This window comes from Acinetobacter sp. AB03 (genome assembly GCF_058107045.1).
Genome location: NZ_JBUEBA010000039.1, coordinates 34,453 through 48,520, shown reverse-complemented (window position 1 = coordinate 48,520; position 14,068 = coordinate 34,453). Strand labels below are relative to the sequence as shown.

Below are 14,068 nucleotides of genomic sequence, written 5' to 3'. Positions count from 1 at the left end.
AGTGCCCCCTGATTCCATTTATAAGATTTAAATAAAAAAAAGATGCCACCCACAGGGGATAGCATCCAAGATCTCAAAATTGCTTATAGTGCCAATTCAGGATCGCTATTCTTTTGTTTGCTTAATTCTGGATCTGCTTGTACTTCAATGTTGGTCATGAGCTTAGTCCAATATTCATCGTATTCAGCTTGTGACATCTCATTAATGACTTCATTCCATTTAACTAGGTTCTCATGTTGATCTGTACCCGGTTGGAAGAAGTGCATTGCATTTCTGACATACTGCTGATGATCAGCAAAACGCAGTTCAGCAATATTTTCCTGAATATAGTCCAGGCCTTTCACCGTAAATTCGCGAATCTCCTTCATGATTGCATCTTTTTCTATACCATGCGGTTGAGTTACAGAAGATGAACCACCTTCAGGACATGGGTAAACAAGCCAATCATTACGCAAGTTCATTTCTGCTAAGGTCACTTGTAAGTACTGCTCACCACTACGGGCAAACATTTCATGTGCGGTCGTCCAATACGGCTTCTTAGCACTTGTTAAGCCCTCTAATACCATCGCATTTTTGTAGAAATCAGTTTTTAGCTGAGATTGATTAGTTGATGTTAAGCGATCGTTCGTCTGTAAGCTTAAAGAAATTAACTTTAAGTGTTCATCTGACAATGGTTTAGGGCTGTTTTCTTTGATGAAGTCGAGTGCACATATCGCAAACTGACTACGCAACATTTGTCGATAATCACGGAATACAACTGATCTAAAGACTGTACTGTTCGCTGCACCAAGTACTTGCGCTGCAAAGACACGATCATGATCAATTTCAGATCGAGATTGCGAGATATATTTGTTGAGCTCAGTCCGTGGGATTGGATACTCATTTTCAGACAAGAACTTATGCAAGCCTTGGGCAACGTGCATATAACGTCTATGTTGTATGGCGTCCTTTTGGAAAAGTTCAGGATCTTCATGACGATTAGCGAAGTTAATCAATGAAGATAGTTCAGTATGCAACTTGCCACGTTCCGCAATAAACGTATTAATTTTCTCTTTTATGCTGTCTCTATCTGGCGTAAACAAATCAACAATGTCAGGTTGATCTACCAATGTTTTATCCAAAATCGTTTTGATGCTGGTTTCATAAAACTTGACTTGATTCTCAAGATTCGTGCGAAGTACTTCTATCGAGTCATCCTTTTTCATTGGCAAGTAATACATCGCTTGATTTACTTTGGCTGCAGCTTGCAACAAATCTTGGTTAATGTTGGCATACTTCTCAGACTTAATGTTATTCAATTCTGCAAAACGAGTTAGATAAGGCTGTACGTTTTCCATCATCATTTTTGGTTGATTGCGTGTCATCGCACTAAAAATGAGATGGTCATAGGCATGGAAAAATTCATGACCAAACGAGCCAAAACCTGAATTCTTGGTTAAGTTAATCACACGGTTAGATGGCTCGTAATGTGCCATCGCAGCGGAACGTCCACGCGAACCAAAAGCAACACCCAACATACCGTTAAAGCCAACAAATTTCGGATCTATATCAAGTGCCTTAGCAAGAGCGAAACAACCGTCATATGCGTTATTTAATGCGATTTGACGATCGCTCTGGTTCAAGTACTCGCCAAACTCTACGGCTTTAAATCCAAAGGTCGCTTGCAAGGTATGTGCTGTAACATCTTGGCCATTACGTGAAGCAATGTTTTCCGTCACAACCACATCACTGAGCTTGAATGCCTTACGCATAGTACGAGGCTTAGCATACTCTTTGAATAGGGCATCTAAGGTACTCGCCGTGTCATCTACAATGTGCGATACATTCTTTTCAGATAACGAGACTTCTTGAGTATCATCATTCTCTGCAGTTGCGTCTTTGGTTTTTTTAGCAGTTAACAGATCCATGACCTGTTCAGATAGACCAGCATCAGATCTGCTAAATAGCGTACTCGAATCTATAATGTTGCCACTTCTAAAAGTAACAGTCGCTTTTACTTTGTCTTGGAACGGTTTGGCATCAATCGCACTACGTATTTTTTTATAGATAGAGTAGGTGCCTTTAACTGGCGGTAACTCTTTCCTTAAATGATGAAGTGCTTCAGTGAGCGTTTTACGTGCTTCACTACTATCGGTTTTCGCCAATTCAGAACTAATAATCATGTCAGTGGCAGCATATTCAGCATAGCTTTCTACCAATGAAAATAATGACCGATCTAATGATTTAAACGCCGTGAACAGATCTTTGTCTTCATTCAAACGAACGTATAAATCACATGCATTAGGAATAAATTCACGAACTGTTTTTGCTTCCATTAATGCATCACGCATACTTAAAACAGCGTCATAGTATCCAGCACCTACTTTTTTAAACTGTTCTTCAGTGGCATTTTCAAGCGGATAACGTGGCTGATCATTCGTCATCTTACGTACAGCGTCAGTCAGCAAGTGAATGTAAATATCTCGACCAGCTTCTTTTGCTTGTAAAACCGATTCCTTTTTCCAAATTTTGTCACGCGTAATTAGGTTTTTGACTTGCAAAAGCGACATATCTTGAATCTGACTGAGCGATAAACGTGGACCATACAGATCCTTTTTCGCACCAGGCATTTTCATACCCGTATCTTCAATAAGTCCAACTTCAGAACGTGGCTCAGTGGCTTTCGGTTTGGTTGTTTTTGGCTCTTTTGGTGCTTCAGCTTCAGGCTTACCCTCAGACTCAAACAGTGATGTTTGTTCTGGAGCAACTGGCTCAGTCGGCTCTACAACTTCTACCGTTGTTTCCTGTACTTCTGGTTCAGTAGGCTTTTGAACTTCAGGCTCAGTTACGGTCGGTTCTTCAACCAATGGTTCTTGGGCAACTTCTACAACAGGTGCGCTTTGAACCATATGTTCAGGTTTATATACTTGATCGCGAGACTTAAATAATTCTGCTTTTTTGAATGATTTTGCAAAATCAGTAATTAAGAAGTTCTTAGAGTTCAGGTGCTTTGGCGTAGGAAGAATTTTATAGCCTTGATCAACAAATTGCTGATGTTCGGCATTATTCACAATGGCCAGTTTTAACGGAGCTTGATCATCGGCAACTTTAATCGCGAGATCGAACCGGTCTTTAGATTCAAGTAGCTTTTCACCAAAGGCAAAATCAATTTTATTGACCAATGTTGAAATATTAACAGCCACAATCTCATTAAGGCCTTTAACATCAATATTTTCAAAACTTGGTGATAATGGCACCTTGATTGTCTGCAGTATGTTTTCACGTAACCCAAGATCATTTAATACTTGGTCCACAAGATGCGCTTTTATCCCGTTTAACTGGAAGTCTTTAAACAATCCACCACGCTCGTTGAATTTAGCAAACTGCTCAACATTATCAAAAACCCGTAATTGATCATGCTGTAAAACTGGTGTGTCTTTATCAATGACAGAAATCACTAAATCAGCACCGTCATTGGCCACAATAATTTTGGAGCCGTTTTCAAACGCTTGATCCATTTCTTTTTGATTGATGTAGTCGGTAAAGACGTTCATCAAATCAACATTGGTCATCACATCATTGCTTTTCACAAAATCGATTAGATCTTGTTTCGCCGTTGGATCGATGTATTGATTATCGGCATCACGTAAAGTTAATGCCTTGTAATCGTCCAACTCAGGGTTAAACAATACCTTTTCTTTAAGGTGTAGGTTTTCGATCGACTGGAAGATCTGATAGCGTTTTTCTAATGAGTCGATCAAGTACTGCATTTGCTCTTGCGTACTTAAAACTGAATCATTGCTAAGCGTCAAAGCTTTAAACAGCGCCTTATCGTCTGCAGCTAAGTCATTCAGACTTGATTTAACGATTAAGCGATCGGTAGACGGAATCTGTTCACCGCTGAAATATAAGTTAATCGCACCGTGCTTTTGTTCATCAGCTGGTGAAACCGTGAGATAAATATTTATCTCAGGAAACTCAAACTCTTTAATGCGTTCAGGATTGGTGATAATGCTTAAAAGAGATCCCGTTTTTGTCTCGAGGGATTTATTTTTTAGTGCCGTCCATTCTTCAATAGAACGATTTTCAAATGACTGCAGTAGGGCAGAATTGATTAAATCACGGTTGAGGTTAAATCCATTCTTGAGTGAGTCTGGAGTCGATTGTAATGCTTCAAGCACAAGCCCATGTTTAAAGAGATTGCCAAAGTCATTTTCACTGTTAACATCGGTCTTTTCAAGTGGCAAGAAACTTGATGCATGCTCATAGACATTCTTAACTTCAATATCAAGCTTTAAGCCTTTTTCATATTTCGGTACCGCTTCCTTGGTCAAAATACGATTAAGAATTACATTCTTAAGGTCATCATAGGTCAGCTTGTTTTCGCTGATCGGATTAGAGCTCAGGATATGTTCAAACGAAGAAGCACCATTAATCATAATGGTTTTTTGCTTTTGTAATGAACTAACCTTTTGACCTAGATCCATCGGTAGTAAGCGAATGAAGTTCTGATCAGATGCTATCGTACTGCTATACACCGCCAAAGAACGTGCGCTAACTTCAGGCTCAACCATCAAAGCGTTACCTTCAGCTAGGTAGGTTTTTACCGCTTCTTCAGTCAACGTGACGACATTTTCAATTTTCGAGTCTTTTGGTGCCGTGACTTCATTGTAGGTCGGTGTTAGATAACCTAGTGCCGTCAAAATATGCTTGTGCTCATTATTAATAATGGCAATAACCGCCTCAGATTTAGACTCTTCACCCACGGCATTTTGATAAAAGTCTTGTAGATAGCGCTTATACGCCATACTTACCGCGACCTTTTTATTTAAGGCAAAAAGCTGTTCTTGTGTATTTGAGTTGAAGTGGTCTTTATGTATCACCTTAGGCAGATAGTTTTGAAAGCTGTCTACCACATAGATTTCATCTTTTTCGAGTGTTTCTTTTAAAGACAAAACTTCATTGGTCGCAGCAAAAACAATCGCGTTGGCCAGTGCATTACCAGGATTCGTGCGTACACGTAATTCTTCATTTATCGCATGATTGAGTTGCGACCTAATATCAGGTAATCGGTTAAGGATAGGGGAGTCAGGATTGTTGCCAATATTGCTACTCAGCTCAGAAAGCACATGAGCCACATCGATGCGCTTATTAAAACCCTTGTAGTTACCGTCCTGTTCTAACAGGTTATAGAATGGCTCTAAGCTTTCATCTGATAAATATTGTGATGCAATGCTATGGGCATCACCATCACCAAGCGCCGTAAATTGGCTATTAATACTATGCAGTTGTTGAAGAATACGAGGCATTTGCTGATGAAATGAAAAGTAGTTTTTACCTACATTTTCAGCACTGGTCGCAATCATGTCCTCAATACTGTTATCCAGCACTGATACAGCATTCGAGAACACCATATCGTTAAAATCTGGCATTGCAGATTCTTGAGATGGTGAATATCCCAAAATAGAATATTCAAACTTTTCGACTGCAGATAACTCTTGATCTTGTTCATCATAATAATGAACCACATCAAACTGGTTAACAGCTTCATTCCAAAGCCCGTTCGGTTCTTCACCTAGATCAACGTTGAAATGATAAATGTCAATGTCATTTGAGGTGTGAGTAGCTTCAAACTCGTTCGCTTCATCCAATAGACGTTGCATTTCATCTTGCAATTCATCATCGGTGACAACGCTTTGTAGGAAGTTATCAAGATCCGTGCCGTATTCTTCACGGTCTATCACTGAATCAAAAAAACTATCATAAAGATTGTTCAGACGCGTAGAAGCAATGTTTAACTGACTTAATGCCAATTCCATTTCATAAGCTTGATCGTCATAGGCTTGCTGATCCAAAACATACGCATTTTCAGTAGCAACAGCGACTTGAATCGCAACCGCTTTTTCAATACGCTCACTGATGGTATGTGTTGCTTTCGCTTCAACAATGGCTTGACGTTCTTCTTTGAGCTTTGCAATTTTTTGTAGGTATTCTTGCTTAATTTTTCGCATTAAAGCGAGTTTAGTCAAAGAGTCCTTAATGACTGGTTCTGGAATGTTCGGCTTAAACTTGGTGTGTCTAAAAAAGTGATCAATTCGATTGAACAAACGTTTTACTGGAACCTTAGGTTCAGGCGGTATGGTTTGCTTAATTTGATTGAGATCCAAGCTTTCTAAACTTGTACCGATGTCATCCAAACTTTCAGAAATTAATTCACGATCAAAACTGCTATCACCAATAGAGTAGGGATCAAATGTTCTTAAATTATTAATATTATTTTGAACGCTTTGAATCAGGTCCTTAATCTTATCGGCAAGGTCGAATTCTTCTACATCTAAAGTTTGGTTGTTGTATTCCCAAACTTTCCAATCATTGTCCACCAGCTGTAACGCAGTTGTTTCTATACCAAATGGTGCCAATGCTGACGGAATGCTGTTTTCTTCGTATGAATACAAACAGTCATTGATTTTCGTGACTAAGGTTTGAAGCTTGATCAATCCTTGGTGATTAACGGCATGATCATCCGATCTGAGCGCATTCACAATTGGATCAATGCTCGTATTCAGCCCCTTATTCAGCTCTCGAATATCAATAAATTGCTTCGGTAAGCTGTTATACGCTGGCCATGCTGGATGTGAAGATATTTTATAATTGGTCAGCTCAGGGATTTGCGTAATATCTTTTAGGGCAAGTACTTCACCGCCTGAATTAACCGAAATCACTAGCTGTTTGCTTAGTTCAATAGGCTCTATCGTATCTTCTATGAGTCCAGCATTTAGCGCTGCTTCTTTATCAACATAATAACGAGTCAGTGTTTTATCTGCTTGGTACCCGTAATTGTCTAAATCAGCCAACGGCAATGGATCTACGGACTGCAGTAATGTCGGTAGCTTATTCCAGCCTAAATCTGCTTTATTGAATTGTTTAACCGCACCCATAATGGTTGTATTTGGGGCAAACGGTTTTTGCTGTTTTGCTTGGTAAAGCACAACGGACTTTTGATTATTGAGTTCAAATAGGGATTGCCACTGGTTTTTTTCAGCACTACTCATTGGGTTTTGCAGATATATATCTGACATATCCATTTCAATGAGGTCATTTTTAGAGTCGTAAGGAAAAACAGATTTTATGTCAGCAAGAGAGAGACTATCTTGCGAACTCTTATACATAAAACTAAGGTCGTTATTTTGCTCATTGGTGATATAAACAAACTTTCCAGTCTGTTTTAAACCTGTTAAGAAGCTGTTTAAGGATGTGTTCAACTTTTTCTCTAAAAGCTCAACATCTTTAATCTTAATAATGGCTGCTTGGTTTCTTAAATCAGTTTTAGGGGTTACTACAAGTTGAGCGCCAAAGCTACTCAGATCCAACCATTTCTTTTTAGTTGACATATAAACTCCATGGCAATATGTATAAGCATCTTTTAATTAAAATATCAAAGCACCATCGGTTACTTTTGAACGGTATATACTAAAGATTATAAGAGAATTTATATAAAGAAACTATCTAAAAGGGTTTTAAACAAAGAAAGGGATGGCTTAAAACCATCCCTTTTTTTTAAGTTTTTTTCATTATCAGCCTGATAATGAAAAAATCAGGCTATTTACTTGCCATTGCTTGTGAAAGTGCAATCCTACGAATGTTACCCGTAGACTTAGAACGATCAATCACTTCAATTGAGCCGTCAGTTAATTTGCTTTCAGCAGAAACTAGCGCAGCCAATACCGCTTCTTTACGTTCATTTGACTTGTATTGTTGATATTGCAAGTTCAAGCGTTCAGTACTTTGAATTAAACCATCGACCATCAAACCACGTTCATCTTTAATCGCTTGTGATTTAGCAAAGTCTTTGTAATCTTGCCCTGAACCTAAATAACGAGAGACACTTTTTTCCAAGTGTTGCATCGGTGCAAGTTTGGTACTTGAATCATGACTATTGGTACCACCACCAGCAACAGGGGAGTATTGCGCTTGAATTGCTTTCAAAGAGGTAATTGCTGGAGAAGTTAAAGCATCTTTCGCCAGTTTAGCCATCACATAATCTTGACCAGCAGATGTTTTCGCAATTCTACCGTCAATTGGAGCATCAGGTAGACCAACCATGTTGTTGATCAATGCATTTTGAGCACGAGCCATCGCCGTGTCTGGCGCTGCAGTCGTGAATAAAGTTGAAGCTTGTAAACTTAGACCAGCATTTTCACCAGCAGCACCACATAGTCCAGACGCAGCCTGAGAAGTGGTACAAAACTCATTATGAGCTTGTAACATAGCTTCTTGTGCTTTGTGAGGGTTCATGTAGACACCAGGCGCAGCAACCACTTCAGAGCCAACTTTATTTAAAATTGAACTATCAGCAGATTTATTGTCTTGTTGAGCTTGTTCACGATCGCCTAAAACTTCACACGCTTTAAATGCTTGGCCATGTGCACCAAACTCAAATTGAGCTTTTTTCATTTGCTCACTTTGTTTAACAGCTTGGTACGCCGTTACAAGACTTTGTGCGTTTTTATGTGCGTTATCTGAAATACCTTGAGCAGATACAGCCTCTTGTTTCGTCAGGATCTTAATCGCTGCCGTCACATCATCTTGTTGCTTTTTAATGCCCAAAGATAAGTTTGTGTCCAACGCACGTAACGCAGCGCTTTCCACCGCATCAGCCTGTTGAATAAGCATATTCAAGGTATTTACTGCCATCGGGTTGCCCACGGAAGCACAGTAATAAGCAGATGCAGAACCGCTAATAATGGCGAGGGTTAAACCGAGTGCACTAATTTTTGAACGAGAGCCGTGCGCTTGTGGCGCTTTCATAACTTTACGTGATGTTCTTTTCGGAGTACGCATTATTTAGTCTCCTTAAAATTGAGGCATAGTTTGTGAAAGCTTAACTTTCACTGACTGGCCGTATTTCGTTTTCACATCATCTTTTATCGGCTGAGATTTCGCTAAAAGTAATGCAGACAATAAACCTTCTTCACGCAAACTTTGCTTGTAAGTTTGAAGATCTAAATAAACAGAAACACCGTTAATGATATTGGCTTCTTTAAGTAGACCGCGTGGATCTTGCATCGCCATCGCCATTTGCCATTTTTTAGCTTCAGGACCACCGTAGTAACGTGCGATTGTTTGGTCGATCAAATCGTTGGCAGACACCATTTTGCCGTCAATATCTTTGAATGATTTTGTATTTTGCGCGTCAATAACCGCCAAGCTATACGCTGGCATAGCAAGTAAAGCTGTTTTTTGGTTTGTTGCTTGCAAATAATCTCGACCAGCTGGAGTACGTGCCGTTGCATTAGACAATGATTTATCTGGTGTACCTAAAATGTTTTCACGCACGTAATGTCTTGCAAGAGCTTCTTTTGAACCAGGTGCAACAGACTTAAACAGTAGGGAAGCATTGGTATCGCCACCCGGTAATTTAGACAACGTACATTGACCAGCTTGTGCTTCAGCAACCGTACAGAATTCAGCTTTATGCACGTTTAGGCGTTGATTAATCACTTCCTGTTGAGAGCCAACTAATTTACCGCCGACTTGAGAAGTTTGAGTCGCCATATCAGCTGCTTGATCAATCACTTGACCAGATGCACTCGACATATTTGTATTTTCAGCCAAAACCTCACAAGACTTAAAGCCTTGACCAGTATTGGCGCCATAAGCAAATTGTGCTTTTTTCATGGTATCTGACTGTAAAAGCGCTTGAATACCAGAGGCAATAGTTTGGGTGTTTTTAGTTGTCGCATCGGTAATTTGGTTAGCAGCTTGCGCCTTTTGCTTCACCGCAACTTTAAGCGCTGCAACGATGTTTTCAGTCGAATCATCTAACTTTCTACGGGTACTTTGAGATACTTGTTGAATATCATTTGCTTGGTTGCTTGCATGCTTAGGAATCTGAGAAGACATCTCGCTCATAATCGTACCCAAACCAACCGTAGCCCATTCAGCAAAAACAGGACTACTAATCACCAAAGTTGCACCTAAAATGACAGGTACAAACTTTGATTTTCCTTTAGGCTGTCTTAAAGTATTTTTACGCTTTCTCATAGTCATTACTCAAAGAATTTGGCTGAAGCATTGGAGTTTGGTGTAGTGCGTTGCATCACATTATTAGCCACCGAATAGTTAGCCAGTGATGAAAGAGTACTTCCAGCCATGTATTTATTTTGAAAATCAACGCAAGTTGATGAAGAGCATTCCATCAATCCGACTGGAACAACGTTGTTAGATGCAATTGACGAGTAGTTCAATGCAACAGTCGCTTGCTGTTCAGAAAGTCGAGAACGAGAAAAAACAAAAGCAGTATCAATGTCGCCATACTGCAGACCATTTGGAATCAAATTACAGACACCTATTTTTGCTTCTTCTACGCCACACGAGGTCGCCAAGTGAAACGCATATGGTGAGGTTGCTTCATCTGTTGAATTTGAGAAAAGTTTCCCTGAAACATCTTGCATGTATTTAGAAACGTTAAAGTCTTTTAAGTTTCTATTGAGATCGGTTTGTTCACGTTCTTCAAGAGCCGTACAAAAAGCTGAATCAGGGAGGGCAGCATTCGTACCAGAATTTAAAATCGCTTTTTTGATCTCAATATTTTTATCGACACTTTGAATACCAGCAACGATCATTTCTGAATCACGCGTTTGGTTATCAACAATTTGATTTGCACTGACCGCTGTTTGTTGAGTAGATACACGCACAGCAGAACGTACCATCAATTGCTGAGCTTGTATTGCAAGCTCAGAAAGGATAGTGCCAAGACTAAAAGCATTGGTAAAAAGTGGTACGGATAATAGACCAACCGTTAAAGTACCCACCGCAATTGCTTTAACAGGTGAAAACTGATTAACAGTAATTCTTCTTTTACGCAGATTATTTCTATTTTTCATACCACCCCCAACTTAAGAGAAAAAGTCTTTAATTGATTGGGTGACAGAAGTAGATTCTGAACTTGAAGTTTTTGCGTTAGACGGTGTGCTAGTACTGGCTTTTTGATCAGTTGAATAAGAAACTGGACTAGTCGAGCTACTACCATTGATTGTATAAGTATCTCCACCCTCAAAAGCACCGCTAGGCATAACTAGACCAGGATCAAGTTTACCAAGTTGACCATTCACAGCAGTACCAAGCGCACCCGATACATCAGTATATTGACCAGCTTTGTTGATTTCACCTATAACATCATTCAATGGGCCAACAAGTTCAGTACTTGCAGTTTTCATTGCGTCACACGCTTTTTTAGTCGCGTAATCGACAACCATTTGTTGCGCTGCATTGATGATTGTATCAAGTGATGGAATAGTCACAGAAAGGTCAATGATTTTACCGATGTCAGCAAAACAGCCACCTTGACTAGCTGGACTGAACATTTTGTTAATATCGATTGGACGACCCCAAACCGTCATTTGTAGATCTAAGTTGTCTTTAACGACTTTACCGATCCCATCAGTTGCACATGATTCAATATTGGTTTGAATGTTTTGAGCAGCTGCTTGTTCACCTTTTTTAACCGCCATGAAGTTGTTTTCAGCAGCAGTAGAGTTGAATGACGAATTAGAACTGGTAGACGAATAATATCCGCTATTTGAATTCGACAAAGGCGTATCACCACCAGAGCTACTTGCAATGGTCGATGATGTTGCGATGTTTAAGTTACCCATGTTTTGAGTATTACTGGTAACAGAAGCAACGGAACTTTGTTGAACTGCAATAGCACTTGAACACCCAATAACGGTAGCAACAAAAATGCTTAAAGCACTTTTAGTTTTAAAAACTGGCTTAACATTTTGTAGATTAGGGTTAGTCCTTAAAGTCTTGCCCCGAACTTGTTGTAGCCTTTTAGCTTTCTTGTGATTGTTACGCATATCTAGCCCTTTAAAAGAGTTATGATTAATGTTTTTTAGAAGCAAGTTCGCAAAGCACTACAACATCTTTTACTACAGCTTCACTACTTAAATATAAGGTAGCTATAAGGTGTTTTAACTCATATATCCTTTTAGCGAACTTATATATAGAATCATAATACCATTCTTCACCATATTGTAGTATATACTTCTCATTGGTTAAACATAGTTTTATGAATTCTTTTAAAATAGGACGCTTAAAAATAATAGCTGTCGTAATATATATAAACTGAGTACTAACCAAACACATTAAAGTATTAATTAGCTCTACTTCCTCTTTTAAGCATTCCTGTAAAACCGATGGCTTTAGGGTTTTAGAAAAACCTTCCTCAGTCACAATATCTTTTAAAAAACCTGAATCCGAGTACTTATTTTTCAGAAAATTACTTAATTCATGCACGTTCTTTAAGTAAATATTGATCTGATCTTTAGACGCAGTTTTGAAATGTTCCTCTACACGTTTTGGATCGTTTAACGTGATGTCGAGCATTTCAGATTCATTATTTTTTTGATTTAAAAGCACAAAAGCGGTGAAGCTGGTAACTTTGCGTGTTTCGCCAAGATAGCCACTACTGCAAGCATTCAAAAAAACAAGGCAATGCTGTTCAGTAAGATACAAGCCGTATTCTTTTGGTGTACCTGGTTCAAAGAAATTGAGTGAACGCTTATCAAAATGAAAAGTGTTCTCTAAGGTCTGACAAAAGTAGTTAATAGAGTGTACAAAAGCTTCTGGTACAAAGGTTGTAGGCTCTTGAGACAATGCTATGTTTTGGCTTTCTATGCTCATTCCCACGATTTAGTCCTCTTTGAGAGGTAGGGCGTAATAGCCCATTTGACTTAAAACACGTAAAGGAATATCAAAGTTAAGACTTTGCGTTAGACCAGATTTAGGGTTAAAGGTTTTAGCTGAAGCTATAAACAAAGTTTGCTCATTAATAAACACTTGAATGCTATTCGTGACTTTTTGTTCATCAAGTATGACGCCACATACAATATCTAATTTCACATCAAACGTATAAGCATCCATTTGAACGTCTATTGATTCCCAATCGATCGTCATGAACAAGTTTTGGTTTTCAAATTCCAAATTACCTTCTTCAAGAGCTTTATGGATTAATCCCTTTTCTAATAATTCCAAGTAAAACGCATGTAAAGGCGTTGCATCTGCAAAACCATGAGGATTAAACGGCGTTCTTGTCGGTTCAGTGATTTTAGTTTGAATCATGTTTAACTCCATTAAAGGGTATTTAGATTCTATCTTAAAACACCCTAAATGTTTTTATTTAAAATTAATTAAAACCCATTGCTATAAGTTGAAGCGCTTTCTTTAGTTTTAACGTTTTCAAGATTGCTTTGCGTAATAGTATCTTTGTAATGCTGACTAAACGTATTTTTACCCGTTTCGTTTATGTTCTTAAGCTCATTTTTAATGACCTTAAGATAGTCTTGATATTTTGGTGACTGTTCTACATAAACTTCGGTCGCTGCAATTGAGAACATGTTCTTATCATTGGTTGCGATCGGAAATAGGGCAGTATAGGAAGCATCTTGCTTGAGCTGGTCTACAGTTGTTTGTTGCTCAATGATCTTCGCCTGATAGTCCAACAATGTTTTATTGATATTTTCATGACTATGGATAACGAAATTCAACTGTCTGTCATTCGGACGTTCAAGGGTAAACGGCTGATCGATACCAGAAAGCTTATTACAGATCTCCATATTGTATCGGTAGGCTTCAAACGAGTCTGAAAAGTGATTAAAGTCTTTTCGGAGAGCATTATTGTTTTCTAAGTCTTGCTGAAAGTCTTGAAAGCATTGCAATACATATTCATCTTCATTTTTCTCAACGAATAATTGAGCGATGTTGGAGCACTGGTGCCGTTCGCAGAGATCCGCAAGCTTTTGAATGCTTTTAACCTCATTTTTCTTTTCTAAGATGTTGCGTAAATGTAGCTGAGTTGCCCGATACTCTTGCATCAACATATTGTGATGCTCGACAAATAGCTCATAATCGCTTTTAAGGTACGGACTGGCACCTTCAATCTCACGCTCTACCTTTTCATGCTTAGAGTTGGTTTGAACACGCTCACGCGTGGTATTCACTGTATTTTGACCAAAACCACCTAAGATTTTATCAAAAGTAATCATCGCATCGATGTCGCCAGTTACGTTTTTATAGAGATCCATGA

The 14,068-nt window shown here is 38.8% G+C and carries 8 protein-coding genes; all 8 read right to left on the bottom strand.

Going from position 1 to position 14,068, the window contains the following annotated elements; translation table 11 throughout:
- Positions 1–83 precede the first annotated feature (83 nt).
- Positions 84–7,370 carry an LPD1 domain-containing protein gene (locus ACY3FQ_RS17620; protein WP_489774556.1) on the bottom strand — a complete coding sequence of 2,429 codons (7,287 nt, stop codon included), beginning with the start codon at positions 7,368–7,370 and terminating at the stop codon, positions 84–86.
- 208 nt (positions 7,371–7,578) lie between these two features.
- A complete protein-coding gene (locus ACY3FQ_RS17615) occupies positions 7,579–8,820 on the bottom strand; it encodes a hypothetical protein (RefSeq protein ID WP_489774554.1) in 1,242 nt (413 codons plus the stop codon).
- Positions 8,821–8,832: 12 nt separating this feature from the next.
- Positions 8,833–10,023, bottom strand: a complete 1,191-nt coding sequence (locus tag ACY3FQ_RS17610) for a hypothetical protein (protein ID WP_005028684.1) — start codon at positions 10,021–10,023, stop codon at positions 8,833–8,835.
- Between the two features lie 5 nt (positions 10,024–10,028).
- Positions 10,029–10,865 carry a hypothetical protein gene (locus tag ACY3FQ_RS17605; protein WP_099143557.1) on the bottom strand — a complete coding sequence of 279 codons (837 nt, stop codon included), beginning with the start codon at positions 10,863–10,865 and terminating at the stop codon, positions 10,029–10,031.
- Positions 10,866–10,877: 12 nt separating this feature from the next.
- The gene (locus ACY3FQ_RS17600; protein WP_099143556.1) at positions 10,878–11,840 is read right to left on the bottom strand and encodes a hypothetical protein; all 963 of its coding nucleotides are present in this window, start codon (positions 11,838–11,840) and stop codon (positions 10,878–10,880) included.
- A gap of 25 nt (positions 11,841–11,865) precedes the next feature.
- Positions 11,866–12,666 carry a hypothetical protein gene (locus ACY3FQ_RS17595; protein WP_024160804.1) on the bottom strand — a complete coding sequence of 267 codons (801 nt, stop codon included), beginning with the start codon at positions 12,664–12,666 and terminating at the stop codon, positions 11,866–11,868.
- 9 nt (positions 12,667–12,675) lie between these two features.
- Positions 12,676–13,104 carry a hypothetical protein gene (locus ACY3FQ_RS17590; RefSeq protein ID WP_005028693.1) on the bottom strand — a complete coding sequence of 143 codons (429 nt, stop codon included), beginning with the start codon at positions 13,102–13,104 and terminating at the stop codon, positions 12,676–12,678.
- Between the two features lie 68 nt (positions 13,105–13,172).
- Positions 13,173–14,066: a hypothetical protein gene (locus ACY3FQ_RS17585; RefSeq protein WP_125272079.1), complete on the bottom strand. Its 894-nt coding sequence runs from the start codon at positions 14,064–14,066 to the stop codon at positions 13,173–13,175.
- Between the last annotated feature and the right edge of the window lie 2 nt (positions 14,067–14,068).